The sequence below is a fragment of the Citrobacter sp. Cy070 genome (assembly GCF_030332245.1).
In the GTDB taxonomy this organism is placed as follows: Bacteria; Pseudomonadota; Gammaproteobacteria; order Enterobacterales; family Enterobacteriaceae; genus Citrobacter; species Citrobacter youngae.
Map to the genome: position 1 here is coordinate 20,349 of NZ_JAOWIG010000035.1, position 21,894 is coordinate 42,242.

A 21,894-nucleotide genomic window follows, 5' to 3' on the forward strand; every position below is an offset into this window, starting at 1 on the left:
TCTCATTTTTGCCGGATGGCGCTGCGCTTATCCGGCCTACGACGGTTGCTACCTGTAGGCCCGGTAAGCGAAGCGCCACCGGGCATTGTTTTATGCTGTACGTTTATGTGGATTCAGTGTCTTTAGCGGAGCGGCACCGGCGTCGCATTTGGCTGGCAGCAGCAGCGCCATCAGCGCGGCCAGAGCCAGTGAGATAGCCAGGCAGTAAACCCCCGCATCTTTGCTGTACAGGGTGATGAGTACGCCGACCGCATAAGGACCGCAGAAGCCGCCGAGGTTGCCCAGCGCGTTGATGACCCCACGTGCGCCACCGGCCATTTCTGCGCTAAACAAACGCGCCGGAATGGTCCAGAACACGCCCGCTGCCGATTGCAGGAAGAAGCCGCAGCCGACCAGCGCGGCATAAGCCAGCCAGACGTTATTTTTCAGCGCCACGGAGAGGAACATGCACAGAGCAAAGCCAATCAACGGCAGGCAGACGAACAGCTTGCGTTTGCCGGTGCGGTCAGAGAGAGACGAGAACAGGAACATTCCGGCAATGGCCCCGACGTACGGCAGAATGGCGAGCATACCGACCTGTCCCATGCTGCTGTGCGTCAACTCTTTGAGGATGGTCGGCAGCCACAGGGTGTAACCGTAAATCCCGGTCTGATAGAAGAAGTTCAGCGCGATGAGCTGCCACATGGTTTTATCGGAAAGCACCGCGCCCAGAGAGGCATTTTTGACTTCCGTTCCGGCAATGGCTTTTTGCTCGGCGGCCAGCGTTTCGACCAGGTAATTTTTCTCGGCCTCAGAGATCCAGCGCGCCTCCTGCGGACGGTCGTAAACGGTATAGGCCCACAACACCAGTACAACGACGGAAAGCAAACCTTCAATGATGAACAGCCAGCGCCAGTCGAGAACGGTGATAATCCAACCCGAGAGCGGAGCGGTAATGATCCCGGCAATCGGCACAAACATAATCACAATCGCATTGGCGCGACCACGCTCGGCGTCGGGGAACCAGTTACTGATCATCGTCAGCACCACCGGCAGCATGCCGCCTTCGGCAACGCCGAGTAAAAAGCGCAGAACCAGCAGTTGGTACTGATTAGTGATTAACCCCGTGAGGACGGAAATAACCGCCCAGGCAACCAGCGACCAGCCGATAAATTTCTTGCCGCTGCCGTGAACGGCAATTTTTCCGCCGGGAACTTGTAAAAACAGATAACCGATAAAGAAAATACCGCCAGCCAGTCCCGCCATGGTGGCGGAAATACCTAATTCGGCATCCATTCCGCCCGGCATCGCGAAGGCGATATTGACGCGGTCCATATAAGAAATAATACAGGCGATTAAAATAGGTGGAATAATCCGCAGCCAGCGCTGACGGGGTATATCTTTGAGTGTAGGGCGAGAGGTCATGTTCATATTAATATTCTCGTAGAGTAGTATTTTATTTTTATATTTTTGCTTTATTTAACGTCGCGATACCGTCGCGCAATATTGCTACGCGATGGTTCACATCTGCATTGGCGTTTATTTCCAGCAATTTAATACCGGCAAATTGCAATGGTTCGGCTTCTGCGCAGGCGAATAATTCGCGGGCATGGTCGGTGGTCATCAGGCTTTGTGGGCAGAATGGGGCAAACGGGGCGTGTAAGTCCTGCCACTCACCGTAGTCTCCTGTGATAGTGGTACCGGAGAACATCAGCGCACCCAGTTTTCCAGCCCGTTTGACCTGCTGCGTGTGGGTCAACGCCAGGGCGGGGTTCTGTCCTTCAATGGCCGATCGCGCCCAGTTAATGCACACGCTGATGTCATACCCGGCAATGACCTCCAGCACATTGTCTAACGGCAGAAAGCCTTTGCGCGGCGCAATGCCGGTCATGGCATCGCAATGTTCCAGCACCAGATCGCAGGACCAGTCCCAGGAGGTAATCTCTTTCAGCGAACGGGCAAACGCATCGGTGGCCTGCGCAACATTTGGATTGCTGGCATTGGGTGCGGCATGCAGCTCCAGCGCAATCACTTTTCCGGCGTGGGTCGCATTGATATGGTTGATTTTTTGCTGCAGATGACGGTAATACGCCACGCAGGCTTTACGCTGTTCTTCGTCGCTGGAAGCCAGCCCAAAAGCGCTGTTTGCGCCGCGACGGCGCATGGTTTCCATAATGGCGGTGACCACGATTTGCCAGTCGCCCGGCGTATGGCGCAATAACCATTCGTCGCCTAACGGGTGAAGATGTTCAAGGCAGGGCTGCTCCAGACCGCGAATATCCGGGGTATCGGCGAGCTGTCGCCAGAATTCCTTCTCTTCCTCTTCACTCTTTTGGTGAAATGAGGGTGCACAGGGGTACGCACCGATAATATAACCGGCATTATTAACGCTCATGTTGTGCTCCTTTTTATAAAACTGAAATAGCGACCTTCACGACTATTTTGCGGATCGCCGTGGCGACAGTTTTATGACATGCAGGGCGGTGAACATCCTGCGGGAAAAATATGGCGTAGCTTCCTGGAATCATTTCAATAAACGATTCATGTTCGCTGGCGTGATAAAAAATAATATCGCGCTGTTCTAATAACGATTCACTGATTGGGTTATTCCCGGTATCAATGGCGATACCGATTTTTTCTTCACCCCTGGCCAGAAATTGAATATCCAGATAGCGGCGATGCACTTCCGGGCGATTTTCGGCAGCATCACGCGTGGTTAAATCGATAACCTGCGCGAAGATATTTTTACCGTCGATTTCCACCACGCCCGGTTCCAGATTGCGGAAGTCTGTGCTGCGCAGAAAGTCGAGCGCCCTTTCAATCGCCGTGGGTAAACGACATGGGTTAGGCTGAGCGATATGTCCAAAAATCATACTCTGACTCCTTACAACGCCTGAATTTTGGCCCAGACGCTGTCATCAACGGTGATACCGTTGCGGCGGTTTTCTTCCAGCAGCCTGGTAAACTCGTGCCCCGGCAGGCGGACAGGCGTGTTTTCATCGGCGCGTTCGGCGGTGGTGATGAAATCCATAATGCGCTGCAGTTTGGCGTCGCGGGTGGCGCCGTCGATCAGCTTATCTACTTCAATGGCGATAAAAATCTGCGAAACGCCATATTCATCGCTGTTGTCCTGGGTGACCTCGGCCACGGAAGAACCGTCTGAAAGCAGGGTGGCGATCATATCCAGCACAATCGACAGACCTGAACCTTTCCAGTAACCCATTGGTAAAATGCGGCGGTTTTTTTCGATAACGCCCGGCTCTTTAGTGAGATTGCCTTCATCATCAAAGCCACCATCTACCGGCAGTTCGCGACCGGCCAGGCGATTTACTTCCAGCATGCCGTAGGAGAACATCGACATCGACATATCAACCATGGTGATTGGCGATGAGGGGATCGCGACGATCAACGGGTTAGTACCAATGCGGCACTCTTTCGAACCCCACGGCGGCATGACGGCAATCGAGTTAGTCCAGCAGATACCGATGTACCCTTTCTCCGCCGCCTGCCAGCCATAGCTGCCGCCGCGCATCCAGTGGTTGGCGTTACGCAGCGCGACCAGGCCAATACCGTGATCGGAGGCCAGTTCGATGGCTCGGTCCATCATCTTTTTCGCCGTCAAATTGCCGATCGAACGCTGGGCATCCCACTGCTCAATTGCCCCCAGGCTGGTAATGCGCTGCGGTTTGGCCTCAGGAAGGATGTCGCCGTTATCCAGTTGCTGAATGAAACGGGGAAAACGGTTAACACCGTGCGAATACACACCGGATTCGGTGGTACGGGCAAACATTTCGGCACAGGCATCGGCGGTTTCAACGGCGATACCGCGTGCCAGCAGTACCCGATTGAACGCATCTTTCAACTGCTCAAAAGTGACTTTCATTCCTGTTTCCTTGTTTAAATTTGATCGCTTTTTTATCTCTAAATTTCACTATGCGAAATCTGATTTCAAATATAGCGATCAAATTTTGACAGATCAACGGGGCACCCTGTTTTTTAAAATCATGAAAATCAAATGGTTGTGTTTTTTCGGTTCAGATCGTGAACTGAAACACACTTTGCGCTACCATCAGAGCGCGACGAAAAGGGGAGCGGAAACGATGGGCACAAAAGAGAGTGAGATGACGCAAGACAAAGAGCGGCCAGCCGGAAGTCAGAGCCTGTTCCGTGGTTTGATGTTGATTGAGATTTTGAGCAACTATCCGAATGGTTGCCCGTTGGCGCATTTGTCTGAACTGGCAGGGCTGAACAAAAGTACCGTGCATCGACTGCTGCAAGGGCTGCAATCCTGCGGATATGTCACCCCCGCGCCCGCGGCAGGGAGTTATCGCCTGACCACCAAATTTATTGCCGTGGGTCAGAAGGCGTTGTCGTCACTGAACATCATCCATGTTGCTGCGCCGCACCTTGAAGCGCTGAATATCGCCACCGGTGAAACCATCAACTTCTCCAGTCGTGAAGACGACCATGCGATTTTGATTTATAAGCTGGAGCCGACGACGGGCATGCTGCGTACCCGCGCTTATATCGGTCAGCATATGCCGCTGTATTGCTCGGCGATGGGCAAAATTTATATGGCGTTTGGTCATCCGGACTATGTGGAATCTTACTGGCAGAGCCATCAGGATCTGATTCAGCCGCTGACCCGCAATACGATTACTGGTTTACCGGCCATGTACGATGAGTTGGCGCAGATCCGCGAAAGCAGTATGGCGATGGATCGGGAAGAGAACGAGCTGGGTGTTTCCTGCATCGCCGTGCCGGTGTTTGATATTCATGGGCGGGTGCCGTACTCGGTATCGATTTCACTTTCTACCTCGCGGCTGAAGCAGGTCGGAGAAAAGAATTTACTCAAGCCGCTGCGCGAAACCGCGCAGGCCATTTCCAATGAGCTGGGCTTTACCGTTCGCGATTAGGCGCATGCCTGACGTCGTTCAGGCACCTGACACTATTTAACCGTTTCCCCTGTCCGATCAAAGCGACGGGGGGAATCTCTCTGGCACTCTGTGGTTTTCACGCAGAGGGGGGGGGCAATGAACGCGTTTATTATGGCGGATGCGGAAAAATGTATTGGGTGTCGTACCTGCGAAGTGGCCTGTGTCGTCGCGCATCAGCAAAACCAGGACTGCGCGTCTGTTTCTTCTGCTGCGTTTACCCCGCGGATCCGCGTGATCAAAGACGACGCCTTTACGACGGCGGTCGCTTGTCATCAATGCGAAGATGCTCCCTGCGCGAATGTTTGCCCAACGCACGCCATTCGTCGTGAACATGGGCATATCTTCGTTGAACAGGCGCGTTGCATTGGCTGTAAAAGCTGTATGCTGGCCTGCCCGTTTGGGGCGATGAATGTCGTCTCCCGCTCGTCTCGGGTGCAGGCGATAAAATGCGATCTGTGCTGGCACCGTGAGGCGGGACCCGCGTGTGTCGAAGCCTGCCCGACCAGCGCGTTGCAGTGTATAGATGCGGTCAGCATCCAGAAACAACGTCTACGCTCCCAGCCGCTGTGAAAATAGCCCGACCCGTGTCTGGGTCGGGTTTATCATCAGCCTTCCAGCCAGGCGCGTTCGATCTCTTCAGCCAGAATCTTCACGCCAGCCTCGATTTTTTCCGGTTCCGGTACGTAATTCATCCGCATGCACTGATGCGTATGCGGCCAGGGTTTATCCAGCCCTGGGAAGAAGTAATCACCGGGAACCATCAGCACGCCGCGTGCTTTCAGGCGCTGATACAGTAGTTCAGTAGTGATGGGCAAATCTTTGAACCACAGCCACAGGAAAATCGCGCCCTCTGGTTTATGGATCAGGCAGCGATCTTCAGATAAATAGCGGCGAATGATCGCAATAGTCTGCTGAACACGCTGATAATAAAACGGTTTGATAACCGTCTCAGACAGACGCAGCAGGTCGTTGCGCTTAATCATTTCGCACATGATTGCCGGACCCATTCCGCCAGGTGCAAGGCTGATAATGCCGTTCATATTGGTGATGGCGGTGATGATTTTTTCATTCGCAATAATGATGCCGCAGCGGGAGCCCGGCAGCCCCAGCTTGGAAAGGCTCATGCACAGCACAATGTTAGGGTTCCACAACGGGCGTGCTTCGCTAAAGATGATGCCGGGGAACGGTACGCCATAGGCATTATCAATCACCAACGGGATCCCATGCTGGTTGGCCAGCCGATCCAGCTTCATCAGCTCTTCATCGGTGATCACGTTGCCGGTTGGGTTGGTCGGACGTGATACGCAGATCATGCCCGTCTCTTCACCGATGTGCAGGTGTTCAAAATCAACGTGATACTTAAACTGACCTTCCGGTAACAGTTCGATGTTTGGGCGTGCTGAGACAAAGAGATCTTCTTCCAGGCCGGAATCGGCATAGCCAATATATTCCGGGGCCAACGGGAACAACACTTTTCGGGTGGTTCCATCGGCACGACGTCCGGCGAAGAGGTTGAATAAGTAGAAAAACGCGCTCTGACTGCCATTTGTCAGTGCAATATTTTGTGGTTCGATATCCCAGTCCAGCTTCTCACGTAGTAATTTCGCCAGCTCAGACAGTAGCTCGGTTTTACCTTGTGGACCGTCATAATTACAAAGCGCATCAGTGGCTTTGCCGTTTTCCAGCATTTCTGCCAGCAGAGACTGAAAGTAATTTTGCATCTCTGGTATTTGCGCCGGATTACCGCCACCGAGCATGATAGCGCCTGGGGTGCGTAAGCCGTCGTTGAGGTCCTCCATCAGGCGTGTGATGCCTGAATGGCGGGTAAATTTGTTGCCAAAAAGTGAGAATGTCATAGCAGGTGATCTGTCGAACTCAGTATTAAAGTGGCTAACCATAGCGCTACCTATGGCGGGGTGCAAATCAGGCCCACGGAGCAGAATTGATGTTTTGTGCTGCAGATTTTTTTCTGGATAGTTTTTTATATTGAATCTGGCTTCCCGTGCCGTTGAGCATGAGAAGCCTGTTGGGATCAGGGTTGACCGGCCCACACCACCATGGCTTTATCGTCGCCATGTTCGCGGATAAATCCGTATCCCTGTTTCAGAGTTAGCGTGGTTTGTTTACCGGCACCAATGGCGGGATGTCTGGCCCTGAACTGGCTGATGCGCTGCCAGTGAGCGACGCTGGCGGCAGATTTTCCGCTAACGTCCTGCCAGTTCATCTGCGAGCGTGTACCCTGTAACGGGTCTGAGCCGGTTGGGCCGAAAGGTCGTGCCGACTCGTCGCCATAAAAGAGTTGTACCGCGCCCGGCGCCAGCAGCAATAGCTCGGCGGCTTTATCTCCACCTTCGCGGAACAAACGCGTATCGTGCGAGGAGAGATAGCTCAGGACGTTGAAGTCCTGCAGTTTATCCGCCATCTGCTGCCAGGTGAGATCCATATTTGCCAGACAATCGACGGCCTTTGCCGCCTGCTCCTGATAGTCGAAATTGATCATCGCGTCGAAGCCGTGATGGTAATAATCGCTTTGCATGACGCCGTGACCCCAGGCTTCGCCGGTCATCCAGAAGGGTTTATCATCCAGCGCTTTATCCGGGTTGGCTTTCTTCCATTCGACTAACGCCGCGCTGGCCTGTGTTTTTAGCTGCTGCCAGGCGGGAAGCTCGACGTGTTTGGCGGTATCGACCCGAAAACCGTCAATCCCGTAATCACGTACCCACTGACTGAGCCAGTGCGTCAGATAATCCCGGGGCGTGTAACCAGCAATGGCTTTGGCGTGCGTATCCGGCTTGTGCTGATAAAAGTTTGGCAGTCCGGAAGGTGTGGTGGATTCGGTTTTCAGATCGGGCAGGAACGCCAGCGACATGGTTAGGTCATCAAAGCCAGGATTGTCGTAATCGCCAATATCGGTGCGGATCCAGTTTTTCCCCCACCATTTTTCCCAGCCGGCTTTATCACTGAAATTGATGTAATCATTAAAACTGTGCCAGCTCTGCCCGGCAGCGGGTTTCCAGTCCGTCCAGCGTTCACCGAGCGTTTTTTTCAGCTCATCGCCCGATAAGTAAAGCGCCCCAAACTGATACTCCTGCATATCCGCCAACGTGGCGTAGCCGGTATGGTTCATCACCACATCAAACAGGACACGGATACCGCGCTGGTGTGCGCCATCTACCAGCGCACGCAGATCCACTTCGTTACCCATGTTGGCATCAATCGTTGTCCAGTCCTGGGTGTAGTAGCCGTGGTAAGCGTAGTGGGGAAAATCGCCTTTGGCGCCACCCCCAACCCAGCCGTGGATTTGCTCAAACGGTGCGCTGATCCACAAGGCGTTGACGCCCAGTTGTTGCAGGTAGTCGAGTTTACTGGTGAGCCCGCTCAAATCGCCACCGTGGAAAGTGCCAATTTCCTGCATGCCATCGTTGCGACGTCCGTAGCTGTGGTCGTTGCTCGGATCACCATTCACAAAGCGGTCCGTCAGGACGAAATATACCGTGGCGTTATGCCAGTCGAAGGCGGCGGGGGCATCGGTTTCTGCCCGTTCCAGCAGCAATAGCCCGTTACTGGTTGCGGCGGGCTGTAAGGTAATCGACCCGTTTTTCACCGTTGCCGTTTGCTGACTGTAGAAATCGCGCACCACGGCGCCTTCCGGGAAAGTCTGGCTCACGTCCAGTGTTAACGGCGAACCATCCCATTTCGGGCACTGGCGAATCTGGACGGTGGCGGGCTCTGCGGCGTTTTTGACTGAGAGCATCAGGGTCGGCGTGCCGGAGCGGGTGTCGACTTCCAGCGTGTAATCGCCGTCTTTGAATAAGCGCCACTGCGGTGGCGCGCCTTCACACGGTTTTAGCGACAGCATCTGGTTGAGTTTTATCGCATTAGCAGGCTGCCAGCACTGTTGGTCAAAATTCAGGATTAAAGGGCGAGTACCCTTCGTCAACGCTGCATGGCTGACGAATTTACCCGTACCTTCCGCTTCGAAGGTGGGAAGTTCTGGAGAAGTCCATGATGAGGCGATGGCAATGCCGGGTATCAGCGCCAGCGCAACGGCGGCAAGTTTCATAATGCTGTCCTTGATGCTGCGATTTACGCCAGTTTGCCAGTGAAATCAGAGCGGAAACTCATCCTTAGCGTCGATTCCGCCCGGATGAGAGATGAGGGTGAGCGATCACGCGCAAAAAACGACCTAATTTTGCGATAACCTCCACATTTTCTTCGAATTAACCGCACCCGGAACGGTTTGTACGTGACATAGTTTCAGAATTGGACTATTCCTTTGGGTGCTCTTGACGGCTATTTTTGATATGATTTGAGATTCATCTCTCATTTTTGTGAAAAATATAAGGTGTTGGAATGTTTAAATCCGACCAGGAGACCTAATGATATTGACTCCCATTCGACGATATGGGGCAATGATTCTTATGTTACTCACCATTGCATTTTCGGGTGAGGTGCTGGCAAAGACACACACGGCGACAACGAGTCATAAGCCCCAGGTAATCAAGGCAAGTAATACACAGGTAAGCAGTAAACAAGAGTATTCTCGCAATAGTGCAAAGAGTAGTTCACTTCCTGATTTGCGAAAATACCCTTCCGGAACACCAAGGAAAAAAGCGTTTCTCCGGACGGTTATGCCTTATATTACCAGTCAAAATGCTGCCATTACGGCGGACCGTAACTGGCTGATCTCAAAGCAGTACCAGAATCGCTGGTCACCGACTGAGCGTTCGCGTATGAAAGACATCGCGAAACGCTACAAGGTGAGCTGGTCTGGCAACACGCGTAAGATTCCATGGAATACGCTGCTTGAACGCGTAGACATCATTCCTACCAGTATGGTGGCGACTATGGCTGCGGCTGAAAGCGGTTGGGGCACATCGAAACTGGCGCGTAGCAATAACAACCTGTTTGGCATGAAATGTGTCAAAGGCCGCTGCAACAATGCACCCGGTAAGGTGAAAGGCTACTCACAGTTTGAATCGGTAAAAGAGTCGGTGAATGCCTATGTCATTAACCTGAACACGCATCCGGCATACTCTTCCTTCCGTAAATCGCGCGCGCAGTTGCGTAAAGCCGATCAGGAAGTGACAGCGACCGCGATGATCCATAAGCTGAAGGGGTACTCCACCAAAGGACAGAGTTACAATAACTATCTGTTCGCGATGTACCAGGATAACCAGCGTTTAATCGCCGCGCATATGTAATTCTACAGGCCTGATGGCACGACGCTTATCAGGCCTGTGAGCCGCTCTGCAGGCCGGATAAGGCGAAACCGTCATCCGGCACAATTCCCCCTACAGCAACACCTCACTGTTCATGTCACGGTACTCTTTTGGCGTCGTGTCGTATTCTTTCTTGAAAACGGAATAGAAATACTGCAACGACGGGTAGCCGCACATTTGTGAAATTTCGTTTATCGCGAGCGTCGTGGAGATCAACAGGCTACGCGCTTTTTCCAGTTTTTCGGCATGAATCACGGCGTGGATGGTTTCCCCGACCTCGTCTTTAAAGCGCTTCTCGAGATTCGAACGTGAAATCCCTACTGCATCCAGCACTTGCTCGACTTTGATGCCTTTACAGGCATGGTTGCGGATAAAGTGCATTGCCTGAATGACAGCGGGATCGGTCAGTGAGCGATAGTCGGTTGAACGACGATTCACGACGCGTACCGGAGGCACCAGAATACGTTGCAGCGGCAGTTCTTCATTCGCCAGTAAGCGGTGCAGAAGTTTTGCTGCCTGATAGCCCATTTGTCGCGCGCCCTGAGCAACGGATGACAGTGCGACGCGGGACAGGTAACGGGTGAGTTCTTCGTTATCGATCCCAATAACACACAGTTTTTCCGGCACCGGGATATGCAAATGCTCGCAGGCCTGCAGAACATGCCGCGCACGCGCGTCGGTCACGGCGATAATACCGGTTTGCGGGGGTAAAGTTTGCAGCCAGTCCGCCAGTCGATTTTGGGCGTGTTGCCAGTTTTCTGGTGCGGTTTCCAGCCCCTGATAGACAACACCACGGTACTTCTCTTTGGCGACCAACTGGCAAAAGGCATATTCACGCTCGGCAGCCCAGCGCTTGCCGCTGGAAGAGGGCAGACCATAAAATGCGAATCGGTTGACCCCTTTTTCTTTCAGATGCAAAAAAGCGCTTTCCACCAGTGCATGGTTATCGGTCGCAATGTAATGGACGGGTGGATAATCGCTTTCAAGATGGTAGGAACCCCCAACGCCGATGATCGGAACATCGACATCGGCAAGTAATTGCGCAATGTCATCATCGTCATAATCAGCAATAACACCGTCGCCTAACCAGTCTTTGATATTATCAATACGGGCACGGAAATCTTCCTCAATGAATATATCCCACTCGGATTGCGATGCCTGTAAATATTCACCTACGCCCTCTACCACCTGACGGTCATAGGCTTTATTAGCATTAAATAATAGGGTGATGCGGTGTCGTTTATCAAACATAAGAGCCTGTCCTGAAAGGTTAACGTGGCCTGTCAATACTACCAAAACCGCAGGTGCGACTACTTGATGAAGCGTGACAAATTTCTTATTTGCGTAACGCTACGCAAAATTCACACACCCCGACCAGGAAGACAATTGTCATTTCTTATCTGTGTATTACGGTTTTTTGTTTATTGATGAAGAGCCGATCACGATCGCTTTTTTAATTGCTTATTCAGTGTGCATTTTTGGGAGCCAGCGCACATTTGGGTATTCTCTTAATGGCGGTGTGAAATAACGTAATTGAGCAATAAATCAGGAAATTCCAGTATGACTGTATCGCAGTTTACTTGCCGTATTACCTGATTATGGAGCTTATTATGCAGGCTTATTTTGACCAACTCGATCGCGTTCGTTTTGAAGGTACAAAATCCACTAATCCACTCGCATTTCGCCATTACAACCCTGATGAAATCGTGCTGGGCAAGCGCATGGAAGAGCATCTGCGCTTTGCCGCCTGCTACTGGCACACTTTCTGCTGGAACGGCGCGGATATGTTCGGTATGGGGGCATTCGACCGTCCGTGGCAACAGCCGGGTGAAGCATTGGCGCTGGCAAAACGTAAAGCGGATGTGGCATTTGAGTTTTTCCATAAGCTGAATGTGCCTTACTACTGCTTCCATGATGTTGACGTCTCGCCTGAAGGCGCGTCACTGAAAGAGTATAAAAATAACTTTGCCCAGATGGTGGATGTGCTGGCGGCAAAACAGGAACAGAGCGGCGTGAAACTGCTGTGGGGTACGGCAAACTGCTTTACCAACCCACGCTACGGCGCGGGTGCGGCGACTAACCCGGATCCGGAAGTCTTCAGCTGGGCGGCTACGCAGGTCGTGACTGCCATGGATGCCACACATAAGTTAGGTGGCGAAAACTACGTCCTGTGGGGCGGCCGTGAAGGTTATGAAACGCTGCTTAATACCGACCTGCGTCAGGAACGTGAGCAGATTGGCCGCTTTATGCAACTGGTGGTCGAGCATAAACACAAAACAGGTTTCCAGGGCACCTTACTGATCGAACCGAAGCCGCAAGAACCCACTAAACATCAGTATGACTACGATGCCGCGACTGTTTACGGATTCCTGAAGCAGTTCGGTCTGGAAAAAGAGATCAAACTGAATATTGAAGCAAACCATGCCACGCTGGCAGGCCATTCGTTCCACCACGAAATCGCTACGGCGATTGCTCTGGGGCTATTTGGTTCCGTCGATGCGAACCGTGGCGACGCACAACTGGGCTGGGATACTGACCAGTTCCCGAACAGCGTAGAAGAGAATGCGCTGGTCATGTACGAAATCCTGAAAGCGGGCGGTTTTACCACTGGTGGCCTGAACTTTGATGCCAAAGTCCGTCGTCAGAGTACTGATAAATACGATCTGTTCTATGGTCATATTGGTGCGATGGATACCATGGCGCTGTCGCTGAAAATTGCGGCCCGTATGATTGAAGACGGTGGCCTGGATCAGCGCGTGGCAAAACGTTATGCCGGTTGGAATGGTGAGCTGGGCCAGCAAATTCTGAAAGGTCAGATGACGCTGACGGAAATTGCGCAGTACGCTGAACAACATAACCTGGCACCGGTGCACCAGAGCGGTCATCAGGAATTGCTGGAAAATCTGGTAAACCATTATTTGTTCGACAAATAACGGACTGCTGAGTACGTCCGTAAGCCCGGATAGCGATTCGCTACCGGGCCTTTCTTTAAGGAACGATACCCTATGTATATCGGGATAGATCTTGGTACATCAGGCGTAAAGACCATTCTGCTCAACGAGCAGGGCGATGTGGTGGCCTCGCACACGGAGAAACTGACCGTCTCGCGCCCGCATCCGTTATGGTCGGAGCAGGATCCTGAACAGTGGTGGCTGGCGACGGATCGGGCTGTGAAAACGTTGGGTCAGCAACATTCGCTTCGCGAGGTGAAAGCGCTGGGGATTGCCGGACAGATGCACGGTGCGACGCTACTGGATGAGCAACAGAAGGTTCTGCGTCCGGCAATCCTGTGGAACGATGGTCGCTGTGCTGAAGAGTGCGTCATGCTTGAGGAGCGGGTTCCGCAATCGCGTGCCATCACCGGCAACCTGATGATGCCTGGCTTTACCGCCCCTAAATTGCTGTGGGTGCAGCGCCACGAACCGGACATTTTCAGCCGGGTTGATAAAGTTCTGCTGCCGAAAGATTACCTGCGTCTGCGTATGACCGGAGAGTTTGCCAGCGATATGTCGGATGCCGCAGGTACGATGTGGCTGGATGTCGCGAAACGTGACTGGAGTGACGTCATGTTGTCTGCGTGTCAACTGACTCGCGCACATATGCCGACCTTGTACGAGGGCAGTGCGATTACTGGAACGCTGTTGCCTGGTGTCGCGCAATCCTGGGGCATGTCAGAGATTCCCGTAGTGGCGGGTGGCGGTGATAACGCGGCGGGGGCGGTTGGCGTCGGCATGATGAATGCCGGTCAGGCTATGCTCTCGCTGGGGACTTCCGGGGTCTATTTTGCGGTCAGCGAGGGTTTTCTCAGCAAACCGGAAAGCGCTGTCCATAGCTTTTGCCATGCTCTACCTGAAAGATGGCACCTGATGTCCGTGATGCTAAGTGCGGCATCCTGCCTGGACTGGGCGGCAAAACTAACCGGGATGGCAAGCGTACCTGCGCTGATTGATGCCGCACAGCAGGCAAATGAGCAGGCTGAACCGGTCTGGTTTTTACCCTATCTCTCAGGTGAACGTACGCCGCACAACAACCCGCAAGCGAAGGGTGTCTTTTTTGGTCTGACGCATCAGCATGGTCCGGCAGAACTGGCGCGAGCGGTACTGGAAGGTGTGGGATTTGCCTTAGCCGATGGTATGGATGTGGTACATGCCTGTGGCGTGCAGCCCGCCAGCATTACACTGATTGGCGGTGGGGCGCGCAGTGAATACTGGCGTCAAATGCTGTCTGACATCAGCGGATTGCAGCTGGATTACCGTACCGGCGGTGATGTCGGCCCTGCACTCGGTGCGGCGCGCCTGGCGCAAATTGCCATCAATCCGCAACGGCCATTATCTGACCTGTTGCCTCAGCTTACGCTGGAGCAGGCGCATTATCCTGACGCCGGGCGTCATGCTCTTTACCAACAGCGTCGAGAAACCTTCCGCCGAATCTATCAGCAATTACAACCACTGATGTCCTGACCCTAAATCCCCTCTGGTAAACAGAGGGGATTTATCAAATATATATTTCAATCTAATAAATAATTGGCGTGCATGAATTTATTCTGAAAGTCCGGCGTAGTGGCATTTTTCTGTGTTGTCTTTAGCGGGTTATTCATATTGTATCCATGATGGATAAGGAGATCCCAATGAAGACGACAAGGCTGTTGCCCTGGATATTATTCCTCTTTGGCGCGCTGATTTACGTTATTGGCTTTTGGCTAGCATGCCCGTTATTGAGTGGCAAAGGCTATTTTTTCGGCGTGCTGATGGCGGGAATGTTTGTGACATATGTTTATCAGCGTGGTGAAAATCTCAATCAGAGCGACGAACGCTTCGCCTCTGTGTGTCAGATGGTGGCACTCATCACGATAGGATTGCTACTGGTGGGTGTGTGGAACGCTCCATTAGCGCCCATTGAAAAGGCGCTGTACCCGGCGGCATTCTTTATTTGTTTATGGGGGCAAATTTTATTGTTGCGCTCATCAGAAAATACACCTAAAGGACAGGAACTCTGAATGGATAACAGAACTTCAACGTATTCTCCCGCATTTAGCATTGTGTCATGGATAGCGCTTTTCGGCGGCATTGCGACGTATCTGCTGGGGCTGTGGAATGCGGATATGCAGTTGAATGAAAAGGGCTATTACTTTGCTGTGTTGGTGCTTGGTTTGTTTTCTGCTGCGTCGTATCAAAAGACGGTACGGGATAAATATGAAGGTATCCCTACGACGCCGATTTACTATGTAACCTGCCTGGCCGCGTTTGTTATCGCGGTAGCATTACTGGTTGTTGGTTTGTGGAACGCCACCCTGTTACTTAGTGAGAAAGGGTTTTACGGTCTGGCTTTCTTTTTGAGTCTGTTTGGCGCAGTTGCCGTGCAGAAAAACATTCGCGATGGTGGTTTTGAACGTTCAAAAGAAACTGTGGCGATTGCAGAAGAGTTTACGGAATAATCGGTAGCCCCCCGTTCGGTAACGAGCGGGGGTTTTTCATTTTAACTTACCAGCCTGCGCGTATCGATGCGCTGCAACAATATGGACAACAGTAAACTTCCTGCCAGCGTGGCGCTAAAAATCCACAATATATCCAGCGGCGGCCAGTTCTTGAGTTCTATGCCGTTGGTGCGCAGCGCGTGAATGATCAGCGCATGAAAGCCATAGATGCCCAATGAGTGGCGGGAAATAAGGCCCAGTACCGGCAAAGTGCGCGTGCTGAGCGTATTTTTGACCAGCGTCAGAAGTGAGGCGGCACAGATAAATACCGCTGGTCCGCAGTAGAGATACCAGGTATCGGCAAAATTGCCTCGCCACTGGAGCTCATGCAGTGTCCCGCGGGAAATAACAAACACGGCGACGATACACAACGCTGAGCAGAGCCAGGTGAGTGAGCGCTTTTGTGTCTCCATCATACCAATTGCCCGGCCCAGCATGCCGTATAGAATGTAGTAGAACGTATCGCCGCTGATGTACAGGTTGATGGGAAGCCACTCAAAGCCGCCAATTTTTTGCGAGACGGTATTGGGATTGGCAATCACGCCTATCACCACCATCAATGCCAGCAGCATTTTTCCGCTGACATTTTTCACCTGAATAAGCGGGGATACCAGGTAGATAACGGCAATAGCGAAGAAAAACCATAGGTGGTAGAACACCGGCTTTTGCAGCAGGTTATTCAGCGACAGCTCAGCGTTGATCGAGGTAAACAGCAGGATGTAGGCCAGCGCCACGCTACTGTAAAACAGAATGCAGAGCGCGATGCGCGTGAAATGGCGCGGTTTGGCGCTGCGTTCGCCGAAAAAGAGATAACCCGAGATCATAAAAAACAGCGGGACGCTGACGCGAGAGGCGGAATTGAGCACGTTGGCCAGATCCCAATTTACCGGGCTGACGCTTTGCGCATTGGTGATGTACCAGGTCGTGGTGTGAATCATCACAACCATTAAACAGGCGATCCCGCGCAGATTATCAATCCAGTAAATTTTGGGCTGCATCAGTTCCTCTGTTTTCATTAAAAAAAGTCTGACCAGTATTTGCGAACATCGCTCACTGGATTAATCCGAGTTATTACGCTAAAGCTTGTGATGGCCTGGGGAGATTCTCACAATAGGATCCGTTCCCAGACACTAATAATAAGACTGACCAGCAAACCAGGCGGTAATAAAATGATGATGAAGTATTTCTTTCCCGCAATCCTCACGCTGCTGCTGGTGGGATGCGCCGATCCACAATCGTCAACACCCGTGCAGAAAGCGCAAAAGGGCAAAATTACTGCCACGCGTTCGCTGGATATGGAGTCATTGTGCAAAAGTGAAGCATCGGAGCTTTATAATACGGGTGCCCAGAAAATTGCTATCACCGGTCTTGAGCAATTTCAGGGTAGCTATGAGATGCGCGGTTCTACCTTCCGCAAAGAGAGTTTTGTCTGCTCATTTGACGCAGACGGGCAGTTTTTGCACCTTTCCATGCGCTAAGTTCCCCCTTTTTCCCGTTTCGTACTGTATATCTTGCAGCCAGCGGGTATACTGATCGCTTCCTTTAAATCCACACGTATCCAGCACGAAATAATATGCAAAAGTTTGATACCAGGACCTTCCAGGGCTTGATCCTGACCTTACAGGATTACTGGGCTCGCCAGGGCTGCACCATCGTTCAACCATTGGACATGGAAGTCGGCGCGGGGACATCTCACCCAATGACCTGCCTGCGTGCACTGGGGCCGGAACCGATGGCGACTGCTTATGTGCAGCCTTCTCGTCGTCCGACCGACGGGCGCTATGGCGAAAACCCGAACCGCTTACAGCACTACTATCAGTTCCAGGTGGTGATTAAGCCGTCACCGGACAATATTCAGGAATTGTACCTGGGTTCTCTGAAAGAGCTGGGTATGGACCCGACCATTCACGATATCCGTTTCGTGGAAGATAACTGGGAAAACCCAACACTGGGCGCCTGGGGTCTGGGTTGGGAAGTGTGGCTGAACGGCATGGAAGTCACGCAGTTCACCTACTTCCAGCAGGTTGGTGGTCTGGAATGTAAGCCAGTTACCGGGGAAATCACCTACGGTCTGGAACGTCTGGCCATGTACATTCAGGGCGTAGACAGCGTTTACGACCTGGTCTGGAGCGACGGTCCGCTGGGCAAAACAACCTACGGCGACGTGTTCCATCAGAACGAAGTGGAGCAATCCACCTACAACTTCGAATACGCCGATGTGGACTTCCTGTTCACCTGCTTCGAGCAGTACGAGAAAGAAGCGCAGCAGCTGCTGGCGCTGGAAAACCCGCTGCCGCTGCCTGCGTATGAACGTATTCTGAAAGCCGCCCATAGCTTCAACCTGCTGGATGCGCGTAAAGCCATCTCCGTCACCGAGCGTCAGCGCTACATCCTGCGCATTCGCACCCTGACCAAAGCAGTGGCAGAAGCTTACTACGCTTCCCGTGAAGCCCTTGGCTTCCCGATGTGCAACAAAGACAAATAAGAGGCGGCCATGTCTGAGAAAACTTTTCTGGTGGAAATCGGCACTGAAGAGCTGCCACCAAAAGCACTGCGCAGCCTGGCTGAGTCCTTTGCTGCGAACGTTACCGCGGAACTGGACAACGCTGGCCTCGCGCACGGCAATGTTGAGTGGTTTGCCGCTCCACGTCGTCTGGCGCTGAAAGTCGCTGCCCTGGCAGAATCTCAACCCGATCGTGAAGTTGAGAAACGCGGGCCGGCCATTGCCCAGGCGTTTGATGCTGAAGGTAAACCGAGTAAAGCGGCAGAAGGTTGGGCGCGCGGTTGCGGTATCACGGTTGATCAGGCTGAGCGTCTGACCACCGACAAAGGCGAGTGGCTGCTGTATCGCGCGCATGTGAAAGGCGAAAGCGCTGAAACGCTGCTGCCGAACATGATCGCCACTTCGCTGGCGAAGCTGCCGATCCCGAAACTGATGCGCTGGGGCGCGTCTGACGTTCACTTCGTGCGTCCGGTTCACACCGTGACCCTGCTGCTGGGCGACAAAGTCATTCCGGCAACGATTCTGGGAATTCACTCCGATCGCGTGATCCGCGGTCATCGTTTTATGGGCGAGCCTGAATTTACTATTGATACTGCCGATCAGTACCCGGAAATCCTGCGTGAGCGCGGCAAGGTGATTGCCGATTACGCCGAGCGTAAAGCGAAAATCAAAGCCGATGCTGAAGAAGCGGCGCGTAAGATTGGCGGCAACGCTGACCTGAGCGAAAGCCTGCTGGAAGAGGTCACCTCGCTGGTAGAATGGCCGGTCGTGCTGACCGCGAAGTTCGAAGAGAAATTCCTCGCGGTTCCGTCTGAAGCGCTGGTACACACCATGAAAGGTGACCAGAAGTACTTCCCGGTTTACGCGAACGACGGCAAATTGCTGCCGAACTTTATCTTCGTGGCCAACATCGAATCGAAAGATCCGACCCAGATTATCTCCGGTAACGAGAAGGTGGTTCGTCCGCGTCTGGCGGATGCCGAATTCTTCTTCAATACCGACCGTAAAAAACGACTGGAAGATCATCTGCCGCGTCTGCAAACCGTGCTGTTCCAACAGCAGCTGGGTACGCTGCGCGATAAGACTGACCGTATCCAGGCGCTGGCGGGCTGGATTGCTGGTCAAATTGGCGCTGACGTTAACCACGCAACGCGTGCTGGCCTGCTGTCCAAGTGCGACCTGATGACCAACATGGTCTTCGAGTTCACCGACACCCAGGGCGTGATGGGTATGCACTACGCGCGTCACGATGGCGAAGCGGAAGATGTTGCTGTGGCGCTGAACGAGCAGTATCAGCCGCGCTTTGCCGGTGATGACCTGCCGTCTAACCCGGTGGCTTGTGCCGTGGCGATTGCTGACAAGATGGACACCCTGGCGGGTATCTTCGGTATTGGTCAGCATCCGAAAGGCGACAAAGACCCGTTTGCGCTGCGTCGTGCTGCGCTGGGCGTGCTGCGTATCATCGTTGAGAAGAACCTGAATCTGGATCTGCAAACGCTGACGGAAGAGGCTGTTCGTCTGTATGGCGATAAGCTGACCAACGCGAAAGTGGTTGATGACGTTATCGACTTTATGCTTGGTCGCTTCCGCGCCTGGTATCAGGACGAAGGTTACACCGTCGATACCATTCAGGCCGTGCTGGCGCGTCGTCCGACTCGTCCGGCTGATTTCGACGCACGTATGAAGGCGGTTTCACACTTCCGTACGCTGGAAGCTGCTTCTGCACTGGCTGCCGCGAACAAGCGCGTATCAAATATTCTGGCGAAGTCTGAAGAAACGCTGAATGACCGTGTGAATGCGGCAACGCTGAAAGAGCCGGAAGAAATTGCGCTGGCGATGCAGGTTGTGGTGCTGCGCGATAAGCTGGAGCCTGTCTTCGCTGCCGGTCATTACCAGGAAGCGCTGGTTGAGCTATCTGCGCTACGTGAACCGGTCGATGCGTTCTTCGAGAAAGTGATGGTTAACGTGGAAGATAAAGATCTGCGTATTAACCGTCTGTCTATGCTCGAAAAACTGCGTGAACTGTTCCTGCGCGTGGCGGATATTTCGCTGCTGCAGTAACGGTCCTGAGCTGACTTAGAAAATGCCGGATGGCAGCTTCGCCTTATCCGGTCTACGAGATAAACACCAGTAGGCCGGATAAGCATTGCGCCATCCGGCATTTTTTTATGTTGTTAGCGCAGCTGCAATTTAGTCAGACAGGTCTGGCTGTCTTCCATGGTTTTAATGGGATATTCCGCCGTTTTGCCGTTGTAACTTACTGCGATGGTGCCTGCCATATTGCGCGGTAGCCAAACCCCGACGAAGCCATTTCGACCGCTCTTCATCTCTTTTTGTAGCACTACATCACCCTTGTTATCCGTCACTTTGACATTGAATGTCTTCTCCGGCATTTCGCCCTGGCAGCCAGAAAGGCTGTGGTTGAAGCAAGGATGTGTTTGCCATTCATAAGGGGCAAATGACAGATAGAACTTGTCACCGAGCGGCAGGGTATAGATCTGATCGCCCGAAGAGAGCTTCAGTTCGGTACTGGTGACGGATGCCGAGTAGGGCAGTGGGCGGCTCTGGGGAGACTGGTCAATGGCCTCGACGATTTGCTCGACGGATTTCCCGCTGAGCCCGTGTTCCGCCAAAAAAGTGGCTTCAGGGGTTGCGGCGAACGCGCTACCGGTGGTGAGTAAACCTAAAACCAGCAGCAATGAGGATTTCGACATAGCTTCAATTCCTTGTGAACGTTGTGGAATACAGACTGGCTCACTATAAAGCTTGCCCTTAGGGAAAGGTCAAAGGGGCGGCGGGTAAAGTAATGCAAAGACGCGTGTGGGCGAGGCGTTTTTCGAAGTACAGATAAAAAAAATCCCCGCCGTTGGGCAGGGATTCAGAATTTTGAGCTTTTTAAGCTTACAGGCTGGTTACGTTGCCAGCTGCCGGGCCTTTAGCGCCGCTTTCGATGGTGAAGGAAACTTTCTGACCTTCGTCCAGAGATTTGTAGCCATCGTTCTGGATAGCAGAGAAGTGTACGAACACGTCTTTAGAGCCATCGTCAGGAGTGATGAAGCCGAAGCCTTTGTCAGCGTTGAACCATTTTACGATACCAGTCATTTTACCGGACATAGTGTATTACCTTTTAAAAAATAAGTGTGCCTTTCGGCGATATGGCGTGCTTTACAGATTTTTTAACAGTAAAGGAAATGCTCACTACGAGGGTATCAACGATAACTCTTGAAGGGACTTGCCTTACTAACTGCTGTAATGGTCTGTACGTCAAACCGTTGAGGGCATTAACTCATTTTACGCAGGTGGATGCAACTACTATTTTCTTTTTTGCGGATATTGGCAGTGGAGGAACGGCCCTTCTGCAGGACCGCTCTTATGTCAAACTTGAAAATAACTTAATCCATCAACTGCTTACTTAATCGTGGGTCTGCCTGAATCAGGCGCATCAACTTCAATTCGGTACTGGATGGCTTCACTCGTTTAGACTCCCATTCATGAACCATCGCGACCGTTACGCCCATCACCCGGGCGAAATCATCTGTTTTTAAACCTGTCCCTCGTCGTAGTTGTTCAAATTCAGCGAAAGGGTTGGTTTTTTGCGTCTGGGTAACCGTCTGCGATACATCTTTAAAAACAATCTGCTCCAGACTGCTTAGCAGTTCAAACATAGGATCTTTGTATTCCATTGAGAACTCCTATAAATCACACAGCGGGATCGTGAATTTCATCGAAGCTCATTAAGCGTAGTCGGAAAAAATGAAGGCGAATTTAAGGTATGCGTTG

21 protein-coding genes are annotated in these 21,894 nt (G+C 52.5%); 10 read left to right on the top strand and 11 right to left on the bottom strand.

All coding sequences use genetic code 11. The features are described 5' to 3' along the window. Window positions 1-90: 90 nt before the first annotated feature. From OGY19_RS02470 to yiaK, 4 genes are read right to left on the bottom strand one after another with little or no spacing between them, the layout of a single operon-like run. Window positions 91-1,410: an MFS transporter gene (locus OGY19_RS02470; RefSeq protein ID WP_005120509.1), complete on the bottom strand. Its 1,320-nt coding sequence runs from the start codon at window positions 1,408-1,410 to the stop codon at window positions 91-93. 31 nt (window positions 1,411-1,441) lie between these two features. Then, window positions 1,442-2,374 carry a DUF4862 family protein gene (locus OGY19_RS02475; protein WP_115601311.1) on the bottom strand — a complete coding sequence of 311 codons (933 nt, stop codon included), beginning with the start codon at window positions 2,372-2,374 and terminating at the stop codon, window positions 1,442-1,444. Between the two features lie 13 nt (window positions 2,375-2,387). Next, entirely contained in the window at window positions 2,388-2,852 is a 465-nt protein-coding gene (locus OGY19_RS02480) for a YhcH/YjgK/YiaL family protein (protein WP_115601312.1), read from the bottom strand. Window positions 2,853-2,863: 11 nt separating this feature from the next. Next, a complete protein-coding gene (gene yiaK, locus OGY19_RS02485) occupies window positions 2,864-3,862 on the bottom strand; it encodes a 3-dehydro-L-gulonate 2-dehydrogenase (protein WP_286596217.1) in 999 nt (332 codons plus the stop codon). 217 nt (window positions 3,863-4,079) lie between these two features. Here yiaK and yiaJ point away from each other — a divergent pair, with 217 nt between their 5' ends. Both yiaJ and OGY19_RS02495 read left to right on the top strand, forming a co-directional pair. Then, window positions 4,080-4,895 (top strand): IclR family transcriptional regulator YiaJ, encoded by an 816-nt coding sequence (gene yiaJ, locus OGY19_RS02490; RefSeq protein WP_048213806.1) that lies wholly within the window; start codon window positions 4,080-4,082, stop codon window positions 4,893-4,895. Between the two features lie 117 nt (window positions 4,896-5,012). Further along, window positions 5,013-5,486, top strand: a complete 474-nt coding sequence (locus OGY19_RS02495) for a 4Fe-4S dicluster domain-containing protein (protein WP_115601314.1) — start codon at window positions 5,013-5,015, stop codon at window positions 5,484-5,486. Between the two features lie 35 nt (window positions 5,487-5,521). Here the strand turns inward: OGY19_RS02495 and avtA are convergent, their stop codons facing one another. Together avtA and malS are read right to left on the bottom strand one after the other, a co-directional pair. Beyond that, complete coding sequence (gene avtA / locus OGY19_RS02500) at window positions 5,522-6,772, bottom strand: valine--pyruvate transaminase (protein WP_115601315.1); 1,251 nt, start codon at window positions 6,770-6,772, stop codon at window positions 5,522-5,524. A 176-nt stretch (window positions 6,773-6,948) separates the two neighbouring features. Continuing rightward, the gene (gene malS, locus OGY19_RS02505) at window positions 6,949-8,979 is read right to left on the bottom strand and encodes an alpha-amylase (RefSeq protein WP_115601316.1); all 2,031 of its coding nucleotides are present in this window, start codon (window positions 8,977-8,979) and stop codon (window positions 6,949-6,951) included. Between the two features lie 316 nt (window positions 8,980-9,295). Here malS and OGY19_RS02510 point away from each other — a divergent pair, with 316 nt between their 5' ends. Further along, a complete protein-coding gene (locus OGY19_RS02510; protein WP_086523491.1) occupies window positions 9,296-10,120 on the top strand; it encodes a protein bax in 825 nt (274 codons plus the stop codon). A 90-nt stretch (window positions 10,121-10,210) separates the two neighbouring features. Here the strand turns inward: OGY19_RS02510 and xylR are convergent, their stop codons facing one another. Beyond that, window positions 10,211-11,389 (bottom strand): D-xylose utilization transcriptional activator XylR, encoded by a 1,179-nt coding sequence (gene xylR, locus OGY19_RS02515; protein WP_048213671.1) that lies wholly within the window; start codon window positions 11,387-11,389, stop codon window positions 10,211-10,213. A 359-nt stretch (window positions 11,390-11,748) separates the two neighbouring features. Here xylR and xylA point away from each other — a divergent pair, with 359 nt between their 5' ends. The 4 genes from xylA (at window position 11,749) to yiaA (ending at window position 15,572) form a co-directional block, all read left to right on the top strand. Continuing rightward, window positions 11,749-13,071 (top strand): xylose isomerase, encoded by a 1,323-nt coding sequence (xylA, locus tag OGY19_RS02520; RefSeq protein ID WP_048213670.1) that lies wholly within the window; start codon window positions 11,749-11,751, stop codon window positions 13,069-13,071. 72 nt (window positions 13,072-13,143) lie between these two features. After that, on the top strand, window positions 13,144-14,598 hold the full coding sequence (gene xylB, locus OGY19_RS02525; protein ID WP_286596218.1) for a xylulokinase: 1,455 nt from the start codon (window positions 13,144-13,146) through the stop codon (window positions 14,596-14,598). 167 nt (window positions 14,599-14,765) lie between these two features. Next, window positions 14,766-15,134: an inner membrane protein YiaB gene (gene yiaB, locus OGY19_RS02530; protein ID WP_115601318.1), complete on the top strand. Its 369-nt coding sequence runs from the start codon at window positions 14,766-14,768 to the stop codon at window positions 15,132-15,134. Next, entirely contained in the window at window positions 15,135-15,572 is a 438-nt protein-coding gene (gene yiaA / locus OGY19_RS02535; protein ID WP_116360385.1) for an inner membrane protein YiaA, read from the top strand. A gap of 41 nt (window positions 15,573-15,613) precedes the next feature. On the opposite strand, the gene OGY19_RS02540 is transcribed toward yiaA, so the two are convergent. Then, the gene (locus tag OGY19_RS02540; RefSeq protein ID WP_115602371.1) at window positions 15,614-16,609 is read right to left on the bottom strand and encodes an acyltransferase; all 996 of its coding nucleotides are present in this window, start codon (window positions 16,607-16,609) and stop codon (window positions 15,614-15,616) included. Window positions 16,610-16,780: 171 nt separating this feature from the next. On the opposite strand from OGY19_RS02540, the gene OGY19_RS02545 reads away from it, so the two are divergent. From OGY19_RS02545 to glyS, 3 genes are all read left to right on the top strand, one after another. Beyond that, the gene (locus OGY19_RS02545; RefSeq protein ID WP_061066792.1) at window positions 16,781-17,089 is read left to right on the top strand and encodes a YsaB family lipoprotein; all 309 of its coding nucleotides are present in this window, start codon (window positions 16,781-16,783) and stop codon (window positions 17,087-17,089) included. Window positions 17,090-17,184: 95 nt separating this feature from the next. Continuing rightward, the gene (gene glyQ, locus OGY19_RS02550) at window positions 17,185-18,096 is read left to right on the top strand and encodes a glycine--tRNA ligase subunit alpha (protein ID WP_001168551.1); all 912 of its coding nucleotides are present in this window, start codon (window positions 17,185-17,187) and stop codon (window positions 18,094-18,096) included. A gap of 9 nt (window positions 18,097-18,105) precedes the next feature. Continuing rightward, entirely contained in the window at window positions 18,106-20,175 is a 2,070-nt protein-coding gene (gene glyS, locus OGY19_RS02555) for a glycine--tRNA ligase subunit beta (protein WP_061066791.1), read from the top strand. Window positions 20,176-20,288: 113 nt separating this feature from the next. On the opposite strand, the gene cueP is transcribed toward glyS, so the two are convergent. The 3 genes from cueP to OGY19_RS02570 form a co-directional block, all read right to left on the bottom strand. Then, complete coding sequence (gene cueP / locus OGY19_RS02560) at window positions 20,289-20,828, bottom strand: copper-binding periplasmic metallochaperone CueP (RefSeq protein ID WP_115601320.1); 540 nt, start codon at window positions 20,826-20,828, stop codon at window positions 20,289-20,291. A gap of 187 nt (window positions 20,829-21,015) precedes the next feature. Then, entirely contained in the window at window positions 21,016-21,228 is a 213-nt protein-coding gene (gene cspE, locus OGY19_RS02565; protein WP_000014594.1) for a transcription antiterminator/RNA stability regulator CspE, read from the bottom strand. 278 nt (window positions 21,229-21,506) lie between these two features. Further along, entirely contained in the window at window positions 21,507-21,797 is a 291-nt protein-coding gene (locus OGY19_RS02570; protein ID WP_048213664.1) for an HTH-type transcriptional regulator, read from the bottom strand. Window positions 21,798-21,894: the final 97 nt, after the last annotated feature.

Coding starts and splice junctions, on each gene's coding strand:
- cueP (WP_115601320.1), bottom strand. CDS start 20,828: ATGTCGAAATCCTCATTGCTGCTGGTTTTAGGTTTACTCACCACCGGT.
- malS (WP_115601316.1), bottom strand. CDS start 8,979: ATGAAACTTGCCGCCGTTGCGCTGGCGCTGATACCCGGCATTGCCATC.
- OGY19_RS02570 (WP_048213664.1), bottom strand. CDS start 21,797: ATGGAATACAAAGATCCTATGTTTGAACTGCTAAGCAGTCTGGAGCAG.
- yiaA (WP_116360385.1), top strand. CDS start 15,135: ATGGATAACAGAACTTCAACGTATTCTCCCGCATTTAGCATTGTGTCA.
- OGY19_RS02540 (WP_115602371.1), bottom strand. CDS start 16,609: ATGCAGCCCAAAATTTACTGGATTGATAATCTGCGCGGGATCGCCTGT.
- cspE (WP_000014594.1), bottom strand. CDS start 21,228: ATGTCCGGTAAAATGACTGGTATCGTAAAATGGTTCAACGCTGACAAA.
- yiaK (WP_286596217.1), bottom strand. CDS start 3,862: ATGAAAGTCACTTTTGAGCAGTTGAAAGATGCGTTCAATCGGGTACTG.
- OGY19_RS02495 (WP_115601314.1), top strand. CDS start 5,013: ATGAACGCGTTTATTATGGCGGATGCGGAAAAATGTATTGGGTGTCGT.
- xylA (WP_048213670.1), top strand. CDS start 11,749: ATGCAGGCTTATTTTGACCAACTCGATCGCGTTCGTTTTGAAGGTACA.
- OGY19_RS02470 (WP_005120509.1), bottom strand. CDS start 1,410: ATGAACATGACCTCTCGCCCTACACTCAAAGATATACCCCGTCAGCGC.
- glyS (WP_061066791.1), top strand. CDS start 18,106: ATGTCTGAGAAAACTTTTCTGGTGGAAATCGGCACTGAAGAGCTGCCA.
- xylB (WP_286596218.1), top strand. CDS start 13,144: ATGTATATCGGGATAGATCTTGGTACATCAGGCGTAAAGACCATTCTG.
- OGY19_RS02475 (WP_115601311.1), bottom strand. CDS start 2,374: ATGAGCGTTAATAATGCCGGTTATATTATCGGTGCGTACCCCTGTGCA.
- OGY19_RS02510 (WP_086523491.1), top strand. CDS start 9,296: ATGATATTGACTCCCATTCGACGATATGGGGCAATGATTCTTATGTTA.
- OGY19_RS02480 (WP_115601312.1), bottom strand. CDS start 2,852: ATGATTTTTGGACATATCGCTCAGCCTAACCCATGTCGTTTACCCACG.
- avtA (WP_115601315.1), bottom strand. CDS start 6,772: ATGACATTCTCACTTTTTGGCAACAAATTTACCCGCCATTCAGGCATC.
- yiaB (WP_115601318.1), top strand. CDS start 14,766: ATGAAGACGACAAGGCTGTTGCCCTGGATATTATTCCTCTTTGGCGCG.
- OGY19_RS02545 (WP_061066792.1), top strand. CDS start 16,781: ATGATGATGAAGTATTTCTTTCCCGCAATCCTCACGCTGCTGCTGGTG.
- xylR (WP_048213671.1), bottom strand. CDS start 11,389: ATGTTTGATAAACGACACCGCATCACCCTATTATTTAATGCTAATAAA.
- yiaJ (WP_048213806.1), top strand. CDS start 4,080: ATGGGCACAAAAGAGAGTGAGATGACGCAAGACAAAGAGCGGCCAGCC.
- glyQ (WP_001168551.1), top strand. CDS start 17,185: ATGCAAAAGTTTGATACCAGGACCTTCCAGGGCTTGATCCTGACCTTA.